This is a genomic window from Luteimonas sp. MC1895 (assembly GCF_016457215.1).
In the GTDB taxonomy this organism is placed as follows: Bacteria; Pseudomonadota; Gammaproteobacteria; order Xanthomonadales; family Xanthomonadaceae; genus Luteimonas.
Window position 1 is genome coordinate 103,734 of sequence record NZ_JAEMDY010000002.1, and the last position, 24,742, is coordinate 128,475.

21 protein-coding genes and 1 pseudogene are annotated in these 24,742 nt (G+C 72.1%); 8 read left to right on the plus strand and 14 right to left on the minus strand.

Annotation, left to right across the window (positions count from 1 at the left end; all coding sequences use genetic code 11):
* The first annotated feature begins 3 nt into the window (after window positions 1–3).
* A complete protein-coding gene (locus JG616_RS06170; protein ID WP_199362361.1) occupies window positions 4–750 on the plus strand; it encodes an HAD-IA family hydrolase in 747 nt (248 codons plus the stop codon).
* A complete protein-coding gene (locus tag JG616_RS06175) occupies window positions 747–2,174 on the plus strand; it encodes a leucyl aminopeptidase family protein (RefSeq protein WP_199362362.1) in 1,428 nt (475 codons plus the stop codon). The genes JG616_RS06170 and JG616_RS06175 overlap by 4 nt, the downstream gene beginning before the upstream one ends.
* 64 nt (window positions 2,175–2,238) lie before the next feature.
* On the opposite strand, the gene JG616_RS06180 is transcribed toward JG616_RS06175, so the two are convergent.
* The 5 genes from JG616_RS06180 to JG616_RS06200 form a co-directional block, all read right to left on the minus strand.
* On the minus strand, window positions 2,239–2,841 hold the full coding sequence (locus tag JG616_RS06180; protein WP_199362363.1) for a response regulator transcription factor: 603 nt from the start codon (window positions 2,839–2,841) through the stop codon (window positions 2,239–2,241).
* On the minus strand, window positions 2,838–4,007 hold the full coding sequence (locus JG616_RS06185) for a sensor histidine kinase (RefSeq protein ID WP_235973000.1): 1,170 nt from the start codon (window positions 4,005–4,007) through the stop codon (window positions 2,838–2,840). Before JG616_RS06185 ends, JG616_RS06180 begins: the two co-directional genes overlap by 4 nt.
* A 93-nt stretch (window positions 4,008–4,100) precedes the next feature.
* Entirely contained in the window at window positions 4,101–5,963 is a 1,863-nt protein-coding gene (locus tag JG616_RS06190) for a CIA30 family protein (RefSeq protein WP_199362365.1), read from the minus strand.
* 66 nt (window positions 5,964–6,029) lie between these two features.
* Entirely contained in the window at window positions 6,030–6,803 is a 774-nt protein-coding gene (locus JG616_RS06195) for an ABC transporter permease (protein WP_199392020.1), read from the minus strand.
* Complete coding sequence (locus tag JG616_RS06200) at window positions 6,803–7,717, minus strand: ABC transporter ATP-binding protein (RefSeq protein ID WP_199362367.1); 915 nt, start codon at window positions 7,715–7,717, stop codon at window positions 6,803–6,805. The genes JG616_RS06195 and JG616_RS06200 overlap by 1 nt, the downstream gene beginning before the upstream one ends.
* 372 nt (window positions 7,718–8,089) lie before the next feature.
* Here JG616_RS06200 and JG616_RS06205 point away from each other — a divergent pair, with 372 nt between their 5' ends.
* The 5 genes from JG616_RS06205 to JG616_RS06225 all read left to right on the plus strand — a co-directional run bounded on the left by JG616_RS06205 (window position 8,090) and on the right by JG616_RS06225 (window position 13,054).
* Complete coding sequence (locus JG616_RS06205; protein ID WP_199362368.1) at window positions 8,090–8,314, plus strand: hypothetical protein; 225 nt, start codon at window positions 8,090–8,092, stop codon at window positions 8,312–8,314.
* 121 nt (window positions 8,315–8,435) lie between these two features.
* A complete protein-coding gene (locus JG616_RS06210; protein WP_199392021.1) occupies window positions 8,436–9,683 on the plus strand; it encodes an efflux RND transporter periplasmic adaptor subunit in 1,248 nt (415 codons plus the stop codon).
* A 144-nt stretch (window positions 9,684–9,827) separates the two neighbouring features.
* Window positions 9,828–10,520 (plus strand): ABC transporter ATP-binding protein, encoded by a 693-nt coding sequence (locus JG616_RS06215; RefSeq protein WP_199392022.1) that lies wholly within the window; start codon window positions 9,828–9,830, stop codon window positions 10,518–10,520.
* 27 nt (window positions 10,521–10,547) lie between these two features.
* Window positions 10,548–11,717: an ABC transporter permease gene (locus tag JG616_RS06220; RefSeq protein WP_199392023.1), complete on the plus strand. Its 1,170-nt coding sequence runs from the start codon at window positions 10,548–10,550 to the stop codon at window positions 11,715–11,717.
* Between the two features lie 23 nt (window positions 11,718–11,740).
* The gene (locus JG616_RS06225) at window positions 11,741–13,054 is read left to right on the plus strand and encodes an ABC transporter permease (RefSeq protein ID WP_199392024.1); all 1,314 of its coding nucleotides are present in this window, start codon (window positions 11,741–11,743) and stop codon (window positions 13,052–13,054) included.
* A gap of 58 nt (window positions 13,055–13,112) precedes the next feature.
* On the opposite strand, the gene rarD is transcribed toward JG616_RS06225, so the two are convergent.
* From rarD to JG616_RS06255, 6 genes and pseudogenes are all read right to left on the minus strand, one after another.
* Entirely contained in the window at window positions 13,113–14,015 is a 903-nt protein-coding gene (gene rarD, locus JG616_RS06230) for an EamA family transporter RarD (protein WP_199392235.1), read from the minus strand.
* 83 nt (window positions 14,016–14,098) lie between these two features.
* A pseudogene (yedA, locus tag JG616_RS06235) lies at window positions 14,099–15,001 on the minus strand (drug/metabolite exporter YedA); the annotation flags it as partial.
* 314 nt (window positions 15,002–15,315) lie between these two features.
* Window positions 15,316–17,502, minus strand: a complete 2,187-nt coding sequence (locus tag JG616_RS06240; protein ID WP_199392026.1) for a carboxy terminal-processing peptidase — start codon at window positions 17,500–17,502, stop codon at window positions 15,316–15,318.
* A 162-nt stretch (window positions 17,503–17,664) separates the two neighbouring features.
* Window positions 17,665–18,672 carry a lipoyl synthase gene (lipA, locus tag JG616_RS06245; protein ID WP_199392027.1) on the minus strand — a complete coding sequence of 336 codons (1,008 nt, stop codon included), beginning with the start codon at window positions 18,670–18,672 and terminating at the stop codon, window positions 17,665–17,667.
* A 160-nt stretch (window positions 18,673–18,832) separates the two neighbouring features.
* Window positions 18,833–19,522 carry a lipoyl(octanoyl) transferase LipB gene (lipB, locus tag JG616_RS06250; RefSeq protein WP_199362375.1) on the minus strand — a complete coding sequence of 230 codons (690 nt, stop codon included), beginning with the start codon at window positions 19,520–19,522 and terminating at the stop codon, window positions 18,833–18,835.
* A complete protein-coding gene (locus JG616_RS06255) occupies window positions 19,510–19,788 on the minus strand; it encodes a DUF493 family protein (protein ID WP_199362376.1) in 279 nt (92 codons plus the stop codon). Before JG616_RS06255 ends, lipB begins: the two co-directional genes overlap by 13 nt.
* 140 nt (window positions 19,789–19,928) lie before the next feature.
* Here JG616_RS06255 and JG616_RS06260 point away from each other — a divergent pair, with 140 nt between their 5' ends.
* Window positions 19,929–20,840, plus strand: a complete 912-nt coding sequence (locus JG616_RS06260; RefSeq protein ID WP_199392028.1) for a CsgG/HfaB family protein — start codon at window positions 19,929–19,931, stop codon at window positions 20,838–20,840.
* 9 nt (window positions 20,841–20,849) lie between these two features.
* Here the strand turns inward: JG616_RS06260 and JG616_RS06265 are convergent, their stop codons facing one another.
* The 3 genes from JG616_RS06265 to mltB all read right to left on the minus strand — a co-directional run bounded on the left by JG616_RS06265 (window position 20,850) and on the right by mltB (window position 24,737).
* The gene (locus JG616_RS06265) at window positions 20,850–22,070 is read right to left on the minus strand and encodes a D-alanyl-D-alanine carboxypeptidase family protein (RefSeq protein WP_199392029.1); all 1,221 of its coding nucleotides are present in this window, start codon (window positions 22,068–22,070) and stop codon (window positions 20,850–20,852) included.
* 76 nt (window positions 22,071–22,146) lie between these two features.
* Window positions 22,147–23,538 carry a septal ring lytic transglycosylase RlpA family protein gene (locus tag JG616_RS06270; RefSeq protein ID WP_343224988.1) on the minus strand — a complete coding sequence of 464 codons (1,392 nt, stop codon included), beginning with the start codon at window positions 23,536–23,538 and terminating at the stop codon, window positions 22,147–22,149.
* 41 nt (window positions 23,539–23,579) lie between these two features.
* Window positions 23,580–24,737, minus strand: a complete 1,158-nt coding sequence (gene mltB / locus JG616_RS06275) for a lytic murein transglycosylase B (protein ID WP_199392030.1) — start codon at window positions 24,735–24,737, stop codon at window positions 23,580–23,582.
* Window positions 24,738–24,742 lie beyond the last annotated feature (5 nt).

A 24,742-nucleotide genomic window follows, 5' to 3' on the forward strand; every position in this document is an offset into this window, starting at 1 on the left:
GGCATGGCCTTCGCCGTCCGCGCCATCACCCTCGACCTCGATGACACCGTCTGGCCGTTCGCGCCGATCGGCGTGCGCATCGAACGCGTGCTCGACGACTGGATGCGCGCGCACAGCCCGGCTACCGCGGCGATGTTCCCGGTCATGGCGATGCGCGCCCTGCGCGAACGCGTCGCGGATGAGTACCCGGCGCTGGCCCACGACATGTCGGCGCTGCGCCGGCTGACGCTGGAAGCCGCGCTGCGCGAGAGCGGCGGCGACGTGGCGCTGGCCGGTGCGGCCTACGAGGCGTTCTTCGCCGAGCGCAACCGCGTGGAGTGCTATCCCGACGCCATCGGCGCGCTCGAGCGGATCAGCGCGCGGCTGCCGGTTGCGGCGCTGAGCAACGGCAACGCCGACCTCGCGCGCATCGGGCTGGACCACCTGTTCAGCGCGCAGCTCAGCGCCTGCAGCTTCGGTCGCGCCAAGCCCGACCCCGCGATCTTCCTGGCCGCCTGCGCGCAGCTGGACGCGCCGCCGGGCGAAGTGCTGCACGTCGGCGACCATCCCGAGGCCGACGTCGCCGGTGCCGCGCGGGCGGGCTTGCGCAGCTGCTGGATCAACCGCGCCGGCGACGACGGCCTGCGCGCGGCCTGGCGCCACGCCGAGGTCGAACCGGACCTGCATTTCGATTCCCTGGCCGGACTGGCCGACTGGCTGGACGCGACCCTGCCCGCGCCCGCCGCATCCATACGGAGCTCCCACGCATGAACCTTCCCCCCTGCTACGCCCCCGCCGGCACCACCGGCGCACGTCCGCTGCACGTGGTCGACGCGGGCGGCCTCGAGGCCTGGCGTGCCGGACAGCCGGCGCCGGTGGCCGCCTGGCTGGCGGCGCACGGCTTCGACGCCTCGGCCGGCAGCTGCCTGGTCATCCCCGGCAGCGATGGCGCGCCCGCGGCCGCGGTGATCGGCATCGGCGACGCGCAGGACCCCTGCGCCTATGCCCATGCGCCACGCGCACTCCCGGCCGGCGACTGGGCGCCGGCGGGCGAGTCCGCGGCCGAGGCGCTGCGCGCGCTGCAGCTCGGCTGGGGCCTGGGAAGCTATGCCTTCACCCGCTACCGCGACGCGAAGCCGGTGCGTGCGCGCCTGGCGCTGGCCGAGCTCGATGCGGAAACGCTGGACGTGCTCGCCGCGACCGTGCGCGTGCGCGACCTGGTGAACACGCCCACCCAGGACATGGGGCCGGACGAACTCGAGGACGTCGCGCGCGCCATTGCACAGGTACATGGCGCCGGCCTCACCGCCATCACCGGCGGCGACCTGCTGGCGCAGAACTTCCCCGCGATCCACGCCGTGGGCCGCGCCTCGCACCGCGCGCCGCGACTGCTGGCCCTGCGCTGGGGCGATGCTTCGCATCCGCACGTAGCCATCGTCGGCAAGGGCGTGTGCTTCGACACCGGCGGCCTGGACATCAAGCCCGCCGACGGCATGCGCAACATGAAGAAGGACATGGGCGGCGCCGCGCACGCGATCGCGCTGGCCGAACTGGTGATGGCCCGCCGCCTGCCGCTGCGCATCACCCTGCTGGTGCCGGCGGTGGAAAACGCGATCGGTCCCGACGCCTTCCGGCCCGGTGAAGTGATCGCCACCCGCACCGGGGTCAGCGTCGAAATCGACAACACCGATGCCGAGGGCCGCGTCATCCTGGGCGACGCGCTGGCCTATGCCGGCGAACAGGTGCCCGACCTCGTGCTCGACTTCGCCACCCTGACCGGCGCCGCGCGCATCGCGCTCGGCCCGGACCTGCCGGCGCTCTTCAGCAATGACGACGCGCTGGCGCAGGCGTGGCTGGACGCGGGCATGCAGGTGCGCGACCCGCTGTGGCGCATGCCGCTGTGGCGGCCGTACCTGCGCTACCTGACCAGCAAGGTCGCCGACATGGCCAACGCCGGCTCGAAGATGGCCGGCAGCGTGACCGCCGCGCTGTACCTGGAGCGCTTCGTGCCCAAGGGCATGCCCTGGGCGCACCTCGACACCTACGCCTGGAACGACAGCGACCGCCCGGGCCGCCCGGCCGGCGGCGAAGCCCTGGGGCTGCGCGCCGCCTACGCGATGCTGAAGGCCCGCGCAGGCGTTCCTGCACCGGCTGACGGTTCCGATCCAGCGAGGGCGCGGCAATCGCGGCTTTAGCCGCTCCCACAGCAGCTTGCGGGCAGCACCCGCGGCGGGCGCGGCCATCGGGGCGATAGCGCTCCTACAGCCAGCCTTTCTGGCGGGCCAGGCGATAGGCCTCGATGCGGTTGCCGACGCCGAGCTTGCCGATGGCCTCCGACAGGTAGTTGCGCACCGTGCCCTGGGACAGGCCCAGGGCGGCGGCGATCGCGCCCGCCGACTGGCCCTCGCCGGCCAGGCGCAGCACCTGGCGCTCGCGTTCGTTGAGCGGGTCGGCTTCGGACCAGGCTTCGAGCGCAAGCTCCGGATCGATCGCCCGGCCGCCGGCCTGCACGCGGCGCAGCGCCGCGGCCAGCTGCTCGGCCGGCGCATCCTTGAGCAGGTAACCCTGCACGCCGGCGTCCAGCGCTCGGCGCAGGTAGCCGGCGCGGGCGAAGGTGGTGACGATCACCACCTTCGTCGCCAGGCCGTGCCGCTGGATGCGCTGGGCGAGCTCGAGGCCGGTCAGCCCGGGCATCTCGATGTCGGTCACCAGCAGGTCGGGCACATGGCGCTGGAGCTCGCGCCAGGCCTCCTCGCCGTCGCCGGCGGTGCCTACGACCTCGAGGTCGTCCTCGAGCGCCAGCAGCGCGGCGAGCGCACCGCGCAGCATGGCCTGGTCTTCGGCGAGCACGATGCGGATCACGCCCGCGCTCCCGCATCGGGCTTGTCCGAACCGTGCGTGTCCAGCGCGCTGGTGCCAGCAACCTCGTGGCCGTGCAGCGGCAGCCAGGCTTCGAGCACGGTGCCGCGACCGCGCACCGACTCCACCGTCAGCCGGCCACCCAGCGCCTCGACGCGCTCGCGCATGCCGGCAAGTCCGTTGCCCGGCGCCATCGCCCCGCCGCGGCCGTCATCGCTGATGCGCAGCACGACGCCGTCGCCCTGCGGACGCAGTGCGACCTCGGCCCGGTGCGCGTGTGCGTGGCGGTGGATGTTGGTCGCGGCTTCGCGCAGCACCAGCGCCAGCACGTTCTCGACCGGCGCAGGCAGCGCGTCGCCGGCCAGGCCGCGCTCGTCCCAGTCGTGGCGCAGGGACACCCCCTCGCACTCGAGCAGCAGCTTGGCCGACGCCAGTTCCGCCGCGATGCCGGCAGCGCGGATGCCGCTCACCGCCGAACGCACCTGCGCCAGCGCCTCGCGCGCGACGTGGCTCACCGCGTCGATCTCGCGGCGCGCCGCCGCCGGGTCGCGCTCCACCAGGCGCCCGGCCAGGTCGGACTTCAGCGCCACCAGCGACAGCGTGTGGCCCAGCAGGTCGTGCAGGTCGCGGCCGATGCGCTCGCGCTCGGCCAGTCCGGCAAGCCTGCGCACCTCGTCGTGCGACAGCCGGAGCGCGGCGTCCTTGTGCTGGCCGACGTGCTCGGCGTGGACGACCATCGCCACGATGATCGTCACCACCGGCAGCCACACCAGCGCCTGCCACGGATAGCCGATCCACAACGCGAGCGCGACGAACCCGGCGCCCAGGGCCCCGAGCACCAGCAGGTAGTCGCGCAGCGTCGCCGTGCGCCAGGTGCGCAGCATCACGCAGCCGAAGATGAAGTAGCTCATTCCCGACGGATACCAGGGCAGCAGCACGACGCTGAGCGCCACCATCGCCAGCGCGTAGCGCGGGGCCACGCGCTGCGGCTGCAGCAGCGCCATCGCGTACAGCCAGACGAACAGCGGGTATGAGGCCAGGGTCAGCAGCAGCCAGCGCAGCGTGTAGCCACCGGGCGCGAACAGCGGGGTGATGAAGACCCACAGCGTCCACATCAGGTGGACCCATTCGGTCCACTGCGGCCGTCCCAGCCGCAGCGTCGCCGCCATCAGCGAATCGGGCGCCGGCGCGAACCACGCGCGCCAGCCCCCCTGCGCCTTGCCTCGGACACCTGCCTGCAACATGGCGCGATGATGCCCCACTCAGCGCAGCTCCACCTGGTCGATGACCAGTTCGAAGCCGCCCTCGGGCAGGCCCGCGGTGATCGCCACCGCGCGCAGCGTGGCCAGGTCGGCACCGGCGAAGGCCGACAGCGGGATGCGCACCTCGCTCCACTCCGGGCCCGCGGTGAAGGACTGCATCGCGGGCATCGCCTGCGGCGACGCGCCCGAGAACAGCATCGCCTGGTAGGTCCGGCCATCGCCGCGCACCTGGAACACCAGCTCGCTGCGCGCCGAAGCGTCGACCGGCTGCATCGGCTGCGCGCCGGGATGGAACATGCTGCCGGCCCAGGGGAAGGCGAAGCCCGGGCGGATCTCACCTGAGACGCGCAGCGCACCGCGCGAGCTGGACGCCCCGCCGCTGACGGCTTCCTGGGTCGCGACCGAATGGCCACCCGCCATCGCGTCGGTGGTCACCTGCCAGCCGTGGCCGAAGCGCACGCCGGTGCCACCGTCCTCGAAGTCGGCCACCAGCGCGCCGGCGCTGATCACCGGCGCCCCCGCGGCCTGCTCCACGCGCGGGCGCGGCACGGCATGGCCATTCTTCCAGATCCCGGCGATGGCGCGCGTGTCGGCGATGTCCGCGGTGGGGTCGCCCTCGACCAGCACCAGGTCGGCGCGCAATCCGGATGCAATCCGGCCGCGATCGGCAAGCCCGAAGCGGCGCGCGGGCACCGAGGTCGCGGCGGCGAGCGCCTCTCCCGGCGTCAGGCCCGCACGCACCAGCAGGGCGAGTTCGCCGTGGATGCTGGCGCCGTGCGCGGTGCCCGGGTTGCCGGCGTCGGTGCCGGCGAGGATGTCGACGCCGGCGGCATGCAGCGCCGCGACGCTGCGCAGCGCGTTGTCGAGCGCCTCGGGACGCGGCGCACCCGGGAACGTCGCCGCCAGGCCGTCGCGCTGCCCGGCCTCGAGCCACGGCGACAGCCGCGCGTCGTCGGCCAGCGCGGCGCCGCTGCCGTCCTGGGCGAAGCCCGCGATCACCGACAGCGTCGGCGTGACAAAGGTGCCCGCCTGCTTCGCCGCGGCGACGAAGGCCGGCGAGGCGGCCGCGTCGTGGAAGACGTGCACCAGCCCGTCCGCGCCCGATCCGACCGCGTGCAGCGCATCCGCCTGCGAGGCGACGTGCACCAGGGCCAGGCGCTCCCCGGCCTGCGCGGCGGCGATCGCCGCGGCGACCTGGGCCGGCGTGATCGTCGGCAGCCGGCGCTCGGCCGAATGCGTGCTGAAGTCCTCGACGATCAGCTTGATGTAGTCCGAGCCCTCCGCCACGCGCGCGGCGACGAAGTCACCGGCATCGTCGCCGGGCGCCAGCGTCGGCACCGCGATGCCGAACTGGGTACCGTGGCCGCCCGCGGTGGTGACCGTCGCGCCGGCCGTCCACAGGTCGGCGAGCGCGGTGGCCGCGAGCGATTCGCGCTGTGCGCGCAGCGCCGGGATGCGGTTCCAGTCACCGAACATGTCGAGCTCGGCGGTGACCCCGTAGCGCAGTGCGTCGCGCTGCGCATCGCCCCAGCTGTGGGTATGCGCGTCGATGAAGCCCGGCAGCAGCGTGCGTCCGGCGCCCTCGACGACCGCGAGGCCTTCGGGGATCGCGACTCCGGCGCCCACGGCTTCGATGCGGCCGTCGCGGACGATGACGTTCGCGTTCGGCAGCACGCGTTCGCCATCGAACACGCGCACGCCGGAGATGGCGAAGGCCGCGCTTTCGCCACCGGAAGGAAGGGTGACGGGCGCGGTGGCCGCGGATTCCGGGACCGCTGGACGCGATGGCTGCGCCCACACCACGGCGCCGGCGATGGCGACGGCGATGGCGCTGGCGGCGAGGACTTCAGGAATGCGGTTCATGGCAGGACTCCTTGGAAGGCGTGCAAATCACTCTCAGGGCGGAAGCGTCGTCGGCGTGGCGCCGGCTCAGCCACGTCGCGACAGCCGGGCGTGCGCCAGGACGAAGAACCCGATGGTCACCACCAGCAGCACGCCGACGTGCATGGCGACCGGCTGTCCGGCGTCCATCCCCACCACCTTCAGCGCCAGCTGCGCATGGTGATAGGACGGCCAGACCGGCGCCAGCCTGGCCAGGGCATCCGGCAGCGCCGAGAGCGGCAGCCACAGGCCGGACAGGAAGGACAGCGGCAGGTAGACCAGGTTGACCACCACCGGTGCCGCCGAGCCGCTGGCGAGCGTGCCGATGTACAGGCCGATGGCGCAGAACGGCAGCGCACCGGCCACGTGCACCAGCCACAGCGCCAGCCACTGCGCGGGCGCCAGCAACACGCCGGCCAGCGTGGACGCGAGCACCGCCAGCAGCAGCGACACGATCGCCGAGAACAGCAGCGCCATCGCCATCTTCGACATCAGGTACGCGCCCGGCGGCACCGGCAGCGCACGCTTGAGCGCGAGCAGGCCGTGGTCGCGGTCCATCGCCACGGTGACGCCGAAGCCGAACAGCGCGGCGCCCATCACGCCGAACACGCCATAGGTCGCCAGCAGGTACTGGCCGACATTGCCGCCGCGGTTCATCGCAACGCCGAACAGCAGGTAGAACATCAGCGGGAACAGCAGCGTCGGCAGCGCGAAGATCGGCGTGCGCAGCAGCCCGAGGAATTCGTACTTCGCCTCGAGCAGGCGGGCGCGCAGCAGCGAGTGCCTGCCTGTCGCCGGGGTTGCGTGGGCCAGGGTGTTCATCAAGCAGCCTCCTTCAGCGGTGCATCGCGGGTGATTTCGAGGAAGGCCTCGGCGAGGCCGGCGCGGCTGACGTCGAGGTCGGACAGCGCGGCGTCCGCGGCCAGCAGCCGGCGCACGATGTCCTCGGCGGCGCCGGCCAGCACCTCCAGCCGACCCTCCTCGCTGCTCGCCGATCGCACGCCGGGCCAGCGCGCGACCTCGGCGGCCTGCAGCACGGTGACGCAGCGGATGCGGCGCTGGTCGACGCGGGCGCGCACCTCGTCGAGGCTGCCCGCCGCGACCACGCGGCCGCCGGCCAGGACCACCACGCGGTCGGCCAGGGCTTCGGCCTCCTCCAAGTAGTGCGTGGTCAGCAGCACCGAGGTCCCGTCGGCGACCAGCGCGCGCAGTCCGCGCCACAGGCCCTGGCGCGCCTCGATGTCGAGGCCGGTGGTCGGCTCGTCGAGGAACAGCACGCGCGGGCGGCCGCAGATTGCCAGCGCGAACTGCACGCGGCGCTGCTGCCCGCCAGAGAGCCGGCCGTAGCGGCGCCCGAGCAGGCCGTCGAGTCCGGCGATCTCCACGCAAGTGGCGACGTCGAGCGGATCGGCGTAGTAGCTGCGGACCAGGTCGAGGTGCTCGGCGACCTTCAGGTTGGGGGCCAGCGCGCCGGACTGCAGCATCACGCCCACGCCCTGGCGCGCCGCAAGCTCGCGCGGATCGCGGCCGGACAGGCGTGCCTCGCCGGCATCGGGCGCGGCCAGGCCCAGCAGCAGCGAGATCGCGGTCGTCTTGCCGGCGCCGTTCGCGCCGAGCAGCGCCAGCACCTGGCCTGCGCGCAGTTCAAGGTCGACGCCATCGAGCGCGACCGACTGGCCATACCGCTTCGTGGCGTGGTGCAGGCGCGCCAGCGGCGCGTCGAACGGATGGTCCATGGGGCGTCCTCCTCGGTGTGCCCACAGACTAGGAAGCCGCGGCCGCCGGGATCAGTCGCCGCGATCACCCATCCAACATGACAGGCGTCACGTCGCTGCACGCGGGCCCGCCGCGTGCGTTGCCGCCCGTCTCCACGCACCGGCATCGCCACGCTCAACGGCTGGGGAGGCGACCACCCCGCGCGGCGACTGCACGGGCTCCGGATCAGCCCGGCCGATGTGGAGGCCTGGCGCCGTTCGCCCTCCGCGCTGCACGGCTTCGCACTCGACCCGCTGGGGCGCTGGCCGAGCTCGCGGCGGCCATCGAGGCCCGCCTGCAACAGGGTGACCCGCCCGTGCTGGCGCACGTGGGCAGCGGCTCCGACAGCCTGCATGGTTGCCACCGTCCTTGCACTCGCGGCGATGTCGCTCGCCGTGGCCGGGCGGGTATTCGGCACCTCGGCCGGCAGCCTGGCCATCCAGGCACCGTTGGCCATCACGCCCGCCCTGTGGGCCACGGTCATGGCCTACAGTCTGGCGCTGGGCCTGCTGAGTGCACTCCTGCCGACCTGGCGCCTGGCGGGCGGGCGGCTGATCGACGCCCTGCGCGCGGACTAAAGGCCGCGCACCGGAACGCATGACACTCCTCAGGTGACACGCCGGCCGCGCGCAGCGAAAGTGGCGCGACGCCGCGACACGTGCGGTCACACTCCATCCCCTTTCCTGGTCCCATGCCGAGATGAACACAAAAGCCGACCTGCTCAAGGAACTGCGCATCGACCGCCAGCCGACGCCCCCGCCGTCGCGACGCGGCCCGTGGATCGGGCTTGCGGTGGCCGCCATGCTCGCGGCGCTCGCAGCCCTGGCCTGGGCGCTGGCTGGCGGCACGCGCGCGGTCGAGGTGCGCACCGCCGACGCGGTGGCCACCGGCGGCGGTGCGGCCGCGGCCTCCGTGCTCGACGCCAGCGGCTACGTGGTCGCGCGGCGCATGGCCACCGTGTCGTCGAAGATCACCGGCCGCGTGCGCGAGGTGCTGATCGAGGAAGGCATGGCGGTGGCCGAGGGCCAGGTGATGGCCACGCTCGATCCGATCGATGCGGACGCCCAGAACGCGCTGGCCCGCGCCCAGGTCGATGCCGCGCGCAGCCAGATCGCGGGGGTCGAAGCGCAGCTGGTCGAAGCGGAGGCGAATGCCACGCGTCTGTCGAGCCTGGTTGGACAGCAGCTGGTCTCACGCGCGCAGTACGACCAGGCCGTGGCCCAGCGCGAATCGCTGCGCGCCCAGCTCGCCACCTCACGCCGGAACGCACAGGTGGCCGGCCAGCAGCTGCGCATCAGCGGCATCGGCGTCGACAACACCGTGGTGCGCGCGCCGTTCGCCGGCGTGGTCATCGCCAAGGCGGCACAGCCGGGCGAGATCGTGTCGCCGCTGTCGGCCGGCGGCGGCTTCACCCGAACCGGTATCGGCACGATCGTCGACATGGACTCGCTCGAGGTCGAGGTCGACGTGGGCGAGGCCTACATCGGCCGCGTGCAGCCGGCGATGCCGGTCGAAGCCACGCTCAACGCCTATCCCGACTGGAAGATCCCGGCCGAGGTGATCGCGATCATCCCGACCGCCGACCGCGGCAAGGCGACGGTCAAGGTGCGCGTGGCGCTGAAGGAAAAGGACCCGCGGATCGTGCCGGACATGGGCGTCACCGTGAGCTTCCTCGAACGCGCCCCCGAGGCCGGCGAAGGCGACGACGCGCCGCGCGGCGTGCGGGTGCCGGAGGCGGCGGTCGCCGCGCGCGACGGCGGCGACGTGGTGTTCGTGGTCGCCGGCAGCGGTGGCGACGCCGTGGCCGAACGCCGCGACGTGAGCACCGGCGGCGCCGCGGGCGGCCAGCGCATCCTGCTGTCGGGCGTGGCGCCGGGCGAATCCGTTGTGCTCGATCCACCTGACGACCTGGCGGATGGTGACAAGGTCACCCTGGGCGGCCCCTAGGCCGCTTTTCCACCAGACCCACATTGGTGACCTCACCTGTAGGAGCGGCTACAGCCGCGATGGCCAGACTCCGATCGCGGCTGTAGCCGCTCCTACAGGGCCGCTTGGGTCCACCGCATCCACTACTTCCACCGGAGCATCGTGATGAGCACCCTGGTATCGATCCGCAACCTCACCAAGTCCTACCAGCGCGGGCCGGAGAAGGTCGACGTGCTCCACGGCCTCGACCTCGACATCGCGACCGGTGACTTCGTCGCGCTGATGGGCCCCTCCGGCTCGGGCAAGACCACGCTGCTGAACCTGATCGGTGGCCTGGACGCGCCCACCAGCGGCGAGATCGACGTCGCCGGCCAGCGCATCGACCGCATGGGCGCCGGGCAGCTCGCCGCCTGGCGCAGCCAGCACGTGGGCTACGTCTTCCAGTTCTACAACCTGATGCCGGCGCTCAGCGCGCAGAAGAACGTCGAGCTGCCTCTGTTGCTGACGAAGCTTGGCAGCGCGCAGCGCAAGCGCAACGCGCAGATCGCGCTCGAGCTGGTGGGCCTGTCCGACCGCGTCTCGCACAAGCCGGCGGAGCTGTCCGGCGGCCAGCAGCAGCGCGTCGCGATCGCCCGCGCGATCGTCTCAGACCCGACACTGCTGATCTGCGACGAGCCGACCGGCGACCTTGACCGGCAGTCGGCCGAGGAGATCCTCGGCCTGCTGCAGGAGCTCAACCGCGAGCACGGCAAGACCATCGTCATGGTCACCCACGACCCGAAGGCCGCCGAACACGCCAGCCACACCCTGCACCTGGACAAGGGCGTGCTGGTCGAACAGCAGTCGCACGCGGCCTGACCGCGCCGGCCACCCGAGGAGGTCGCCATGAAGTACTTCCATCTGGTCTGGGCGGCGCTGTTCCGGCGCAAGACCCGCACCTTCCTGACGCTGGCCTCGATCGTGGCCGCGTTCCTGCTGTTCGGCCTGCTCGACGGCATCCGCACCAGCTTCGCCCAGCTCGGGCAGAACGCGGATGGCGCGCAGCGCCTGCAGACCGCGTCGAAGCTGTCCTTCATCGAGACCTTGCCGATCTCGCTGCAGTCGCGCATCGCCACCATCGACAACATCGAGGCGGTGACCCACGCCAACTGGTTCGGCGGCGCCTACCAGGACCCGAAGAACCAGCTCTTCACCTTCGCCGTGGCGCCGAACTACCTGGAGCTCTATCCCGAGATCGAGGTCGATCCGGCCCAGCTGGAAGCGTGGAAGCGCAACCGCACCGGCATGCTGGTGGGCGAGGCGATGATGAAGCGCTTCGACTGGAAAGTCGGCCAGCGCATCCCGCTTCAGTCGACCATCTATCCCAACAGCGACGGCACGCTCGACTGGGCCTTCGACATCGCCGGCGTGCTGCGCGCGAAGGAAGGCGGCGCCGGTGGCGGCTTCACCGACTCGCTGATCCTGATGCACTACGACTACTTCGAGGAGTCATCGCCCTATATCGACGGCGACGTGGGCTGGTACATCAGTCGCGTCTCCGACGTGCGCCGCAGCGACGCCGCGGCCAAGGCGATCGACGCGCTGTCGGCCAACTCGCCGCACGAGACCAAGAGCATGAGCGAGCAGGCGGCGATGGCCTCCCAGCTCAAGCAGATGGCCGACATCGGCCTGATCGTCGGCTCGATCATGGGCGCGGTGTTCTTCACCCTGCTGCTGCTGACCGGCAACACCATGGCGCAGGCGGTGCGCGAGCGCACCTCGGAACTCGCGGTGCTCAAGACCATCGGCTTCACCAGTACCAGCGTGCTGATGATGGTGCTGGCGGAATCGATGCTGATGGTGGTGATCGGCGGCGTGCTGGGACTCGGCCTGGCCGCAGTCATCGGCAAGGCGGCCACCGCCGGCAGCGGCGGACTGGTCAACCTGCCGCCGGTCGGGCTGGAGAGCTGGCTGCTGGGCCTCGCGCTGATGCTGGCGATCGGCCTCCTGGTCGGCGCCCTGCCGGCGATCCGCGCGATGCGCCTCAACATCGTCGACGCCCTCGCGGGCCGCTGACCGGAGACCTGCAGATGAACCGCATGAAGAAGATGCTTCGCGGGACCGGCCTGGTGCTGCTGCTGGCCGCCTTCCTGGCCGCCTGGATCCTGCTGCCCTGGCCGGCGCTGCTGGCGCTGGCGGTGGCCTTTGCGCTGTGGATGATCCTCACCCGCAGCGGCCGCCAGGCGGCGTCGGTGACCGGCGTGGGCGTCAGCACCCTGGGCCAGCGCGTGGGCTCCTCGTCCGTGGTGGTGATCGGCATCGCCGGCGTGGTCGGGGTGCTGGTTGCGCTGCTGGCGATGGCCGAGGGCTACCAGCACACCGTCAGCAGCAGCGGCGACGAGGAGACCGCGGTGGTGTTGCGCGGCGGCTCGTCGGCCGAGCTGATGTCGGTGATGACGCGCGACGCGATCACCGCCATCGAGCGCGCGCCGGAGATCGCCCGCGACGCATCGGGCAGGCCGCTGGCCTCGCCCGAACTGGTGGTCGCGGCCAACCTGCCGCAGCGCGCGAATGCCGCGGAAGACGGCAGCGTGCAGCTGCGCGGCGTCGGCGACATGGCCTGGGCGGTGCGTCCGAACATCCAGCTGGTCGAAGGCCGGCGCTTCGAGCCCGGCAAGCGCGAACTGGTGGTCGGCAAGGGCGCGCGCCGCCAGTTCGCCGGGCTCGAGCCCGGCGCCGAGCTGCGCTTGGGCAACCAGCCGTGGACGGTGGTCGGCGTGTTCGAGTCCGGCGACGCGATGGAGTCGGAGATCTGGGCCGACGCCGAGGTGGTCGCCACCACCTACCGCCGCGGATCCAGCCGCGCCTCGGTCTTCGCCCGCCTCACCGCGCCCTCGGCGTTCAAGGCCTTCAAGGCCACGCTCGACGCCGACCCGCGCCTGCAGGTGGAGGCGCAGACCACGCTGGCGTATTTCCAGGGCCAGTCGGCCGGCGTGTCCAAGGTGCTGCGCATCATCGGCATCGTGGTCGGTTCGATCATGGCGATCGGCGCGGTGTTCGGCGCGCTCAACACCATGTTCGCCAGCGTCGCCTCGCGGGCGCGCGAGATCGCGACCCTGCGCGCGATCGGCTTCCGCGGCATCCCCGTCGTGGTCGCGGTGATGCTGGAGACCATGCTGCTGGCCGCGCTGGGCGGTGCGCTGGGCGGGCTGCTGGCCTGGCTGGTGTTCAACGGCTACACCGCATCGACGCTCGCCGGCGGCGTGGCCCAGCTGACCTTCGAGTTCAAGGTATCGCCGGAGCTCCTCTGGCAAGGCCTGAAGTGGGCGCTGGCGATCGGCTTTGTCGGCGGCCTGTTCCCCGCCATGCGCGCGGCGACGATGCCAGTGACCGACGCGCTGCGCGCGGCCTGAGCCGCGCGGATCCGGCGTGCCCGGTCCGGCTCGATGCCGGCGACCGGGCCGTCGCCGATCAGGCCTGCTGGGCGACCACGCGCCGCCGCGCGCGGATGAAACCGTCGATCGCGAAGACCGCAAGCCCGGCCCAGATCACCGCGAAGCCGATCGCCCGGTCGCGGCCGAAGGCTTCGCCGAACACCAGCACGCCGCACAGCAGCTGCAGGGTCGGCGCGAGGTACTGCAGCAGGCCGACGGTGGACAACGACACCTGGCGCACCGCGTAGGCGAAGCCGATCAGCGGCAGCGCGGTGAGCGCGCCACCCAGCACCAGCAGCAGGTTGGTGCCCCAGCCCCAGCGCAGGTCGCTGAAGCCGCCGTCGCCGCCCAGCTCGAGCCAGGCGAGCAGCGCCGCGGCCGGCAGCAGCAGGTACAGGTTCTCGACGCCGAGGCCGGCCACCGCGTCCACCTGGGCCTGGCGCCGGATCAGCCCGTACATCGCGAACGAGCCTGCCAGCGCCAGCGCGATCCACGGAAAGCTGCCGTAGTTGAACGTCAGCCACAGCACCCCGCAGGCCGCCAGCACCACCGCCACCCACTGCGCGGGCACCAAGCGCTCGCGCAGGAAGACCACGCCGATCACCACGTTGAGCAGCGGATTGATGAAGTAGCCCAGGCTGCTTTCGACCACGTGCCCGGCGTTCACCGCCCAGACGTAGAGGCTCCAGTTGAAGCCGATCAGCAGGCCCGAGGCCAGCAGCATGCCGGCCAGCCGCGGCTGGGCGAAGACCGCGCGCAGCCAGCCGCGGCCGCGGGTGAGGGTGAGGAAGGCCGCGACCAGCAGCGCCGACCACAGCGCGCGGTGCAGCACCACCTGCAGCGAGGGCACGTGCTTGAGCAGGTGCCAGTACAGCGGCATCAGGCCCCAGATGATGAAGGCCCCCACCGCCATCCACAGGCCGCGGGTGCGCGCGTCCATGCTCAAGCGCGCGTCTCCGCGTCGGTCGCCGCCGCGATCGGCTCGGCCACGGTCGAGGGCGCGGGCTGCAGCGAGGCCCGGCGGCGGCGCGCGCTGGCCACGGTGATCGCCACCACGCCGGCCAGGATCACCGCCATCGCGCCGATGTCGTGGGCGCCGAAGCGCTCGCCGGCGAGCAGGGTGCCGAGCAGCACGGCGATCACCGGGTTGACGTAGGCGTAGCTGCCGAGCAGCGATGCGCGCACGTTCTGCAGCAGCCAGGCATAGGCCGAGAAGGCCACGATCGAGCCGAACACCGCGAGATAGGACACGGCCAGCCAGCCGCGCGGCGTCGGCATCGCGGTGATGCGTTCGCCCAGCAGCCAGCCCGCCACCGTCAGCAGCACGCCGCCGCAGAGCATCTGCGCGGCGGCGGCCATGAACGGCGACGGCAGCGCGCGCCCGCGGCTCCAGACCGAACCGAAGGCCCAGGCCAGCGGCGCCACGAGGAGCGCGATCAGCCCCTGCGGCGAGGCGGTGAGCGAGCTGCCGGCGTTGAGCCAGGCGACGCCGGCGAAGCCGATCGCCAGGCCGACGACCTCAAGCCGCGACGGCCGCTCGCCGCGCAGCGCCGCGAACAGGCCGATCCACAGCGGGCAGGAGGCCACCGCCACCGCGGCGAGTCCCGAGGACACCGTCTGCTGGGCGATGCACACCATGCCGTTGCCCAGGCCGAGCAGCAGCAGGCCCATGACCCAGAGGTCGCGCCACTGCGCGCGCGTCGGGGCCGGAACGCCGCGCAGGCGCAGCAGCGCGTAGAGCAGCCCGCCGGCGGCAAGGAAGCGGCAGCCGGCCATCAGCAGCGGCGGCCAGCCGCCCTCCAGCGCGAAGCGGATCCCGAGGTAGGTCGAACCCCAGACGACATAGACCGCGCCCAGCGCAAGCACGACGGCCATGGGGCCGGGCGACGACGGGCGGGATCCGAGGGACGGCGAAGCGGCACCCATGCTGGCGTCCGGGCGAAGTGTGGAAGGAAAAGCGGCAGGGCCCGCAGGCGCGGGCCGGAGCGCGATTCTACGCCTGCACGGCCCCGGCACGCCCGTGCGGAAATGCCCACCGTCGCGATCGCATCACCCGCCGGGGCGGCTACCGCCGCGATGCCGCCCCCCTGTAGGAGCGGCTACAGCCGCGATCGCCTGGCGATGCCGAAGGCCGCTGGCTGGCGTGACTCCTGATCGCGGCTGTAGCCGCTCCTACAGTGGGCGGGGCGCCGGGGATCAGCGCGCCCGCGCCCGGCGCCCGGGGACGGGAGCGGCGTGGATCAGCGCGCCCAGCGGCCGGGGGCGGTGGATTCGGGCAGCACGACGCCGGACAGCTTGCGGTCGGCGTCGAGCAGGCGCACGGCATCGGCGAGGATCGCCGCGGACTCGCGCAGCAGCGGGTCCGGACGCTTCTCGGCGGCGTCCTCGCGTGCGGTGTCGGTCGCGATGTCGCGCTCGTTGGCGGTCAGGCCGTCATCGTCGGACAGCTCGGCCAGCGGATCCAGATCCAGGCCCAGGCGCTTGCGCTCGTCCTGGCGCTGCGCGCGCTTGGCCGTCTGGCGGTCACGCTCGGCGCGGCGCTCGGCCTCGTTGAGGGAGATGTACTCCTTGTCGGCCTCGGCGCGGAACTCGGCCACGTCTTCCTTCCACCACTGGAATTCGCGATCGCGCGCCACGCGCGCCGAGTGCAGCTCGTCCAGGCGCGGCAGCAGCGGCGCGAAGTTTCCGTAGCGGGTGTGCTGCACGGCCGAGATGCGGGTCCAGGGCAGCGCGTTGTCGTAGGTGCTCTCGCCGAACTCGCTGCCGTTGACGGTGGCCGGGAAGCGGATGTCCGGCACCACGCCCTTGTTCTGCGTGCTGCTGCCGCCGGGCAGGAAGAACTGCGCGATGGTCATCTTGACCTGGCCATGGCGCGTGCCTTCGTTGGCCGGCCAACGGTCGAGGTCGAACAGGTTCTGCACCGTGCCCTTGCCGAACGTGGTCTCGCCGATCACCAGCCCGCGGCCGTAGTCCTGGATGGCGCCGGCCACGATCTCCGAGGCCGAGGCCGAGGCGCGGTTGACCAGCACCGCCAGCGGGCCGTCCCAGGCCACGCCGGCCTTGCGGTCGGACTCGACGTTGACCCGGCCGCCCGACTCGCGCACCTGCACCACCGGGCCGGTGTCGATGAAGAGGCCGGTGAGCTCCACCGCCTCGTTGAGCGAACCGCCACCGTTGTTGCGCAGGTCGAGCACCACGCCGTCCATGCCCTTGCCGCGGAATTCGCCGAGGATGCGCGCGACGTCGCGGGTGGCCGAGGCGTAGTCGCCGTTCCGGCTGCGGCGGCCCTCGAAATCCTGGTAGAACGCCGGCAGCTCGATCACGCCGATCCGCCGGGCGTCGCCCGCGGGGCCGGCCGGGATGTTGATGATCTTGGACTTCGCGGCCTGCTCCTCGAGCCTCACCTTGGCGCGGGTCAGGGTGATCCGCACCGGCTCGCTGTCGAGCAGCGCCTCCACCGGCACCACGTCCAGGCGCACCTGGCTGCCTGCCTTGCCCTTGATCTTGTCGACCACGTCGTCGATGCGCCAGCCGATGACGTCCTCCATCGGCCCGCTGGTGCCCTGGCCGACGCCGACGATGCGATCGCCCGGCGTGAACTTGCCGCTGCCCGCGGCCGGACCGCCGGCGATCAGCTCGCGGATCACCACCACGTCGTCCTGGCGCTGCAGCTGGGCGCCGATGCCTTCCAGCGACAGCGACATGCTCTGGGTGAACAGGTTGGCCGTGCGCGGGTTGAAGTAGTCGGTGTGCGGATCGATCGACGCGGTATAGGCGTTGAGGAAGGTCTGGAACGCGTCTTCCTGGTTGAGCTGCGACACGCTGGTGGCCATGTTGGCGTAGCGCTTGTCGAGCGTGGCGCGGATCTCGGCCGGCGGCTTGCCGGCCAGCTTCAGGCGCAGCCAGTCGTTGCGCACCGACTTCTGCCACAGCGTGTCGAGCTCGGCCTGGTCCTTCGCCCACTCCGCGTCCTCGCGGTCGTAGTACCAGCGTTCGTCGGCGTCGAAGGCGAAGATGTCCGTGCCCAGCAGGTCGCGCGCGTACTGCACGCGCTCGGCCACGCGCTGCTTGTAGATCGCGTACATCTCCATCGCCGCCGTCGGATCGCCCTGGCGCACGGCCTCGCCCAGCTTCGGCTCGTGGCGCTGGAAGCGCGCGACGTCGGTCGCATCGAGGAACAGCTTGTTGCCGTCCAGCGCCTCGAGATAGCGGCGGAAGATGTCCTGCGACAGCGAGGCGTCGAGGCCGCGCGGGCGATAGGCGTAGCGGCTGTCCGACAGCAGGCCGTAGACCAGCTTCGACGTGGTCGCGTGGTCGGTGGACGGACCGGCCGGGATGGCGTCGCTGCCCGAGCGCGCCATGAGCGCCAGTGGCATCGCCAGCGCGAGTGCGACGACGGAAGTGGACAGGACTTGGCGTGCTTTCATGGGTGCTCGGTGCTCACGTGGGGGGCGTCGCGTCCTGCCCAACATGGCCCGCCGGCGGCAGGCTGCACAGTGCTGGAAGTCGCTTCGAAGCGCCCTCGGACCACTCTAACCGCGGCCCTGGGGCGAGGTGTGAACAGTTCGCCAAGCGGCGTGCAGCCGCGTTCAGGCGACGACGCCGGCGTCCGCGGCCTGCAGGTCGGCGTGGTAGGACGAGCGCACCAGCGGCCCCGACGCGACATGGTGGAAGCCCAGCGCCATGCCGTAGTCCTCGAAGGCCTTGAACGCCTCCGGCGTCCAGTAGCGCAGCACCGGATGGTGGTGCGCGCTGGGCTGCAGGTACTGGCCGATGGTGACCATGTCGACATCGTGAGCGCGCAGGTCGCGCAGCGTGGCTTCGACCTGTTCCTGCGTCTCGCCGAGGCCGAGCATGATCCCCGACTTGGTGGCGACCTCCGGGTGCTGCGCCTTGAAGCGCTGCAGCAGGGTGAGCGACCACTGGTAGTCCGCGCCCGGGCGCACGTTGCGGTACAGGTCCGGGACGGTTTCGACGTTGTGGTTGAAGACGTCGGGCGGGTTGGCCGCCATGATCTCCAGCGCACGGTCCATGCGCCCCTTCCCGCGGAAGTCAGGGGTCAGGACCTCGATGCGGGTCTGCGGTGTCAGCGCGCGGATCGCGGTGATGCAGTCGACGAAGTGCTGCGCCCCGCCGTCGCGCAGGTCGTCGCGGTCGACCGAGGTCACCACGACGTACTTCAGGCCCATGTCGGCGACCGTTTCGGCCAGCCGGCGCGGCTCGTCCGCATCCGGCGGCTTCGGCCGGCCGTGGGCGACGTCGCAGAAGCTGCAGCGGCGCGTGCACACGTCGCCCAGGATCATGAAGGTCGCGGTGCCGTGGCCGAAGCATTCGTGGATGTTCGGGCAGCTCGCGTCCTCGCAGACCGTCACCAGCCGGTTCTCGCGCAGCTTCGACTTCAGCGCCGCGACCGCGCCGTTCGACGGGATCCGCACCCGGATCCACGACGGCTTGCGCAGCACCGGCGCATCGACGAACGCCACCGGCGACCGCGCGATCTTGTCGCCGGCCACCTGCTTCACGCCCGGCACCAGGGACAGCGGCGCATCGGCGACGACTTCGAGCGGGATGGCCTTGGCGGCGGGGATGTTGGTCATTTCTTTTTTTGCCACGGATTTACGCGGATAAGCGCGGATTTGCACGGATCGAGCAAGAACGCAGAAAGAGCAGGAGCATTGGCCACGAATTTGCGCGGATTCACGCGGATAGAGCAAAACCAGTGAAAAAGTTCTTCGCCTGATCCGTGTGAATCCGCGCTTATCCGCGTAAATCCGTGGCAAAAGCTTCTTCTTCCGAAGCCTCCACCACCGCCAGATCGAACTGCGCGGCAAGGGCCGCGACCAGCGCGGGGCGGGCGGCCTGGAGGCTTGCAGGACCGCCGCAGTCTACCACCGAGGTCACGTCCAGCCCGGCGTAGCCGCAGGGGTTGATGCGGTGGAAGGGCTCCAGGTCCATGGCGATGTTGAAGGCCAGGCCGTGGAAGCTGCGGCCGTGGCGGACGCGGATGCCGAGGGCGGCGATCTTGGCGCCGCCGTCGACGTAGACACCCGGCGCGCCCTCGCGGCGCTGCGCGTGGATGTCCCAGCCGGCGAGGGTGTCGATGAGCGCCTGCTCGATGCGGCAGACGTAGTCGCGCACGCCCAGGCCCAGGCGCCGCAGGTCGAGCAGCGGATAGGCCACCAGCTGGCCGGGGCCGTGGTAGGTCACCTGGCCGCCGCGGTCGACCTTCAGCACCGGGATGTCGCCGGGCAGCAGCACGTGCTCCGGCTTGCCGGCCTGGCCCAGGGTGAACACCGGATCGTGCTCGACCAGCCACAGCTCGTCCGCGGTATCGGGATCGCGCGCGTCGGTGAAGGCCTGCATCGCGCGCCAGACCGGCTCGTAGGCCATCCGGCCGAGGTCGCGGACCCGCAGTGGCCGTTTGCCCGCGGCGACTACAGCGTCCACTTCACCTCGGGATGCTCGCGCAGCGCGGCGTGCGCGCTCTCGTACTCCTCGCGCGAATTGGCGCGGAAGGCCAGCCGCACCGAGACGAAGCGGCCGCCGCTCGAGGGCCGGCTGGTCAGGGTCTCGTGGAGCACGGTCAGCCCGGCCGCGCGCAGCAGGTTGGGCACCTCGACCTCGAGGCGTGCGGAGGCCGGACCCATCGCGGTGATCTCGAAATCGCCGGGAAACTGGAAGCCGTGTTCAGGGTTGTCGGACTTGATTTCCATGCCCCGGATTATGGACCCGCCCGCGTCGGATCCCAATGCCGCGGCCGCAACGGTCCGGACCGCGGCGGGCCGCGCAAAGGCCGGTGCGAAGGCCCCCTGCCGTATTGCGAGGTGAGTGCACCGACCCGCAAGGAGCCCCCATGTCCCGCACCTGCCACGCCCTGTTCGCCGTCGCCCTGCTCGCCGCGCCCCCGCTGGCGCTCGCCCAGCAGGCCGATGTCCCGGTCTGCTCGCGCAACCTGGGCAGCATCGCGGTCATCGAGCCGACCGGCCAGAACTGGTGGACCGGCCAGCGCCTGGCCTCGCCTGCGGCCCTGATCAAGGTCTACGTCAACCGGTCGCGCTGCTTCACCCTGGTCGATCGCGGCACCGGCATGCAGGCGATGCAGGCCGAGCGCGCGCTGGCCGCGTCCGGCGAGCTGCGCGGCGGCTCCAACATCGGCAAGGGCCAGGTGCGCGCCGCGGACTACGTGCTGGTCCCCGACGTGGTCTCGCAGAACCGCGACGCCGGCGGCACCAACATCGGCGGGCTGGTCGGTGGCCTCCTGGGCAACCGCCGCGCCGCGGCGGTGGTCGGCGGCGTCAACCTCAAGCGCAGCAGCGCCGACGTGGTGCTCACCGTGACCGACGCGCGCTCGTCCGAGCAGGTGGCGATGACCGAAGGACATGCCACCAAGACCGACGTCGGCTGGCGTGGGGCCGGCGGCGGGATCGGCGGCGCGCTGCTGGCCGGAGGCGCCTCCGGCTACGCGAACACCGAGATCGGCCAGGTCGTGGCCCAGGCCTACCTGCAGGCGTACAGCGACCTGGTCGCCCAGCTCGGCGGACTGCCCTCCGATGCCTCGGCGTCGAACGTGTCGCAGGCGGTCACGCTGACGCGCCCGGGCCGGCTGCTGGCCGCGGCGGACGGCAGCGGCACCGCGGTACGCGACCTCGAGCCGGGGATGCTGCTCTATCCCACCGGCACCAGGGTGGGGACGATGTGGGAAGTCGAGGACGAGGTCGGCAACCGCGGCTGGGTCAACTCGACCCAGCTGTCGAACGCGCGCTGACGCCCGGGACTACAGCGACTGCCACCACATCAGCAGTTCGTGCCACAGGCGCTTGAAGAAGCCGGCTTCGGGCACCTCTTCCAGCGCCACCAGCGGCGCTTCGGCCACCAGCTTGCCGTCGAGCATCACCCGCACCTTGCCCACCGCCTCGCCCTTGGCGAGCGGGGCCACCAGGGTGCGCGGCACGTCCATGCTCGGCTGCAGCTTCGCGTACTGGCCGCGCTGCATGCTCACCAGCAGCGGCTGGGCCACGCCCAGGCCGATCTCGTTGGCCTCGCCCTTCCAGACCTTCTGCGTCGCCACCGGCTCGCCGGCGGTGTACAGCTCGTGGGTCTCGAAGAAGCGGAAGCCCCAGTTGAGCAGGGCCTGCGAATCGGTCGCGCGCTGGCTTTCGCTGGTCGAGCCCATCACCACCGAGATCAGCCGCTGGTCGCCGCGCTTGGCCGAGGCCAGCAGGCAGTAGCCGGCGCCCGAGTGGTGGCCGGTCTTGATGCCGTCCACGCTCTTGTCGCGCCACAGCAGCACGTTGCGGTTGCGCTGGGTGATCGGCCCGACGGTGAATTCCTTGATCGCGTTGTAGGCGTAGTGCTCGGGGAAGTCGCGCGCCAGCGCACGGCCCAGCGTCGCCAGGTCACGCGCGGTCGAGTAGTGCTCCGGGCCCGACAGGCCGGTGGCGTTCTCGAAATGGGTGTCCTTCATGCCCAGGCGTGCGGCATGGGCATTCATCAGCGAGGCGAACGCCTGCTCGGAGCCGGCGATGTGTTCGGCCAGGGCGATCGCGGCGTCGTTGCCCGACTGCACGGTCATGCCCTTTTCCATCTCCAGGAGCTTCGCGGTCTTGTTGACCTCGAAGCCGCTGTAGCTGCCGTCAGTGCCGGCGCCGCCGGTGCGCCAGGCGTTGACCGACATCATCACGTCGTCGTCGTCGCTGATCTTGCCGGCCTTCATTTCCGCGGCGATCACGTAGCTGGTCATCACCTTGGTGATGCTGGCCGGCTCCACGCGCTGGTCGACGTTTTCGCCGGCCAGCACCTGGCCGGTGGCGTAGTCCATCAGCAGCCACGCGGTGCCGGTGACCGCCGGCGCGTCCGGCACCGGCAGCTGGTCACTCAGGGCGGCGACCGGCGGCGCGGGAGTCGGCGCAGGCGCGGGGGTCTGGGCGAAGGCGAGGCCGAGCGTGGCGGCGGAAACGGCGGCGAGCAGCGCGACGCGGGCAGCGTGGGCTTTCATCAGGCAGGGAACTCCGGGAATTTCGGGCCACCCGTGTCGGGGCGGCGTGAACAGGCGTTGATTCTAACCGTGCGGGTCACTCGCGCACGGGCTGCGGCGCGCCGAAGCCGAGGCCGGCGACGCGGGCGCTGAGGTCCGCGACCGTCGCCGGAGCGACCGGGCCCACGCGCAGGCGCCAGACCGGCTTGCCCGCCGACGTCCCGTCCTGGAGGCGTGCCTCGCCGATCCCGGCGCCGCGCAGCATGGCGAGCGCGCGTTCGGCGTTGTCGCGCGAGCCGAAGGCGGCGACCTGGAGCAGGATGCCTGCGGCCGACATCCGCGCGGACGCCGGAGAGGCCGCGGGCGCCGGAGCGGCCGCGGGCGCAGGCGCAGGCGCAGGCGCGGACGACGTGGACCCTGCCGCGGCCAACGCGGGATCGCGCGGGTCGGGCTTGCCGGCGCGGCCGGTGGCCACGCGCGCGCGGCGCGACTTCATCCAGGCATCGAATTCGTCGGCGGTCATCGCCCGCCCGTCCTGGTGCATGTCGAAGCGCCAGTCGCCGCTGCCGGCCGCCTTCGCCGGCTGGGCAGTGGGCGCATCGGCCGCCTGGCCGCCGGCCTGCGTGGCGGCGGACGCCTCGGCGCGCAGCGCGGCGGGCTGAGAGACCGCGGCGATCAGTGCCGGCGGCGCGACGGCCGGTGCCTGCACGCTGGCCACCAGGCCGTCCATGGCGCTCGGCGGCGCCGGCTGCGGCTTGCCGGTCGCGACGCGCACGCCAGGCGGCAGTCCGGTCGCGGGATCGATGGCGGGCGTGGTCGCAGCGGTGCGCGTGTCGGCAGGTCGTTCGCGCGCGTTCTCGCCCGGACCCAGGGCGCGCACTTCGACCCGCGCGGTGCCGCGCGGATGCACGCCGATCTTCACCGCCGCGGCATAGCTGAGGTCGACCACGCGGCCCTCGTGGAACGGGCCGCGGTCGTTGACGCGCACCACCACCGACTGCCCCGTGTCGAGGTTGGTCACCCGCGCGAAGCTCGGCAGCGGCAGCGACTTGTGCGCCGCGGTGAACGCGTACATGTCATAGACCTCTTGGTTGGAGGTCCGTCGGCCGTGGAACTTCTGGCCGTAGTACGACGCCAGGCCGCTTTCGACGAAGCCTTCGGTGTCGTCGAGCACGCGGTAGGTCCTGCCCAGCACCTTGTAGGTCGGGCCGTTGCCATAGCGCGAGCGCGGCAACTCGACCACGTCCGGCTCGGGAATGGCGTCGACGTCCGGCAGATAGTCGGGGATCGTGTCGGAGACGCCCGGCTTGTACAGGCCGCCTGCGACGTAATCGCCGCGGGTGGACGGATCTTCCTGCGCCGGGGCATAGGGCGACACCCGGGTGCCGGTGGCTGGCGTCGCCGGCGCAGCGGGACCGGCCGCCGTGCCACCGCCCGGCGCATCACGCTTCGGCGTGCCCGCGCAGCCCGCCAGGAGCACGGCGAACACGACGATGGACCAGCACGCCGACCGCGCGCGCCGGGGCCGCCTCACGGCCCGCGCCCCGCGATCGCCTGCGCGAGCTGGTGCACCGCCAGCGAATACATCGGCGAGCGGTTGTAGCGGCTGATGACGTAGAAGTTGCGGTAGCCCAGCCAGTATTCGCGTCCGGCGTCGCCGTCGAGGGCGATCACGGTGGCGCCCTCGCCCACCGGCTGGCCGGCGCGCGGGGTGAAACCCAGCTCGGCCAGGCGCGGCAGGGGATGGTCGGGCTCGAGCGACTTCGGATCGCCGCTGGGCACGAAGTCGGCCGCGCCGTCCGCCTTGTCCGCGCGCGCGACCACCGGGCCGCCGCGCTGCCAGCCATGCACCACGAAGTAGTTGGCGATCGAGGCAAACACGTCCGGCTTGTGGGTCAGCAGGTCGCGACGTCCATCGCCATCGCCGTCCTTCGCCCACAGGCGGTAGCTCGACGGCATGAACTGGCCCATGCCCATGGCACCGGCGTAGCTGCCCTTGAGCGCGGCGAGGTCGAGCTGCGGCTCTTGCTTCTCCAGCGCGAACAGCTGCGCCAGCTCGCCGGCGAAGAAGGGCGCGCGCCTGGGGAAACCAAAGGCCAGCGTGTACAGCGCGTCGAGCACGCGATGGTTGCCGGTGATGCGTCCGTAGCTGGTCTCGACGCCGATGATGGCGACGATGTACTCGGCCGGCACGCCGGTCTCCGCGGCGACGCGGTCCAGCGCCGCGCGGTTCTCGGCGTAGAAGGCCTTGCCACCGCTGATGCGCGCGTCGTTGATGAAGATCGGGCGGTAGTCGCGCCAGGGGCGCACCGCCTCGGCCGGCCGCGACATCGCGTCGATGATCGACTGCTTGTGCTCGGCGCCGGCCAGCACGCTGCGCACATGCGCCGGGTCCACGCCGTAGGTCGTGGCGGTGTAGTCGACGAAGTTGGTGATCCGCTGCGCGCGCTCGATCGCCGGATCGGTCACCGAAGGCGGGGCCACCGGGCGTTCGGGTGGCTGCGGCACGGGCGCGAGCAGTCCGGGAGCCTGCGCCGGGGCCGCGGCAGCGGCTTCGACCGGTACGGCATCGGCGGCCGCCGCCGGATAGTGGACGATGGGAGGCGCGCAGGCGGCAAGCAGCAGCGGCGCTGCAAGGACCGGCAGCAGGCGCGGTCGAGGCGTGGTCGGTCGCGGGTGTCGGTTCATCGGCG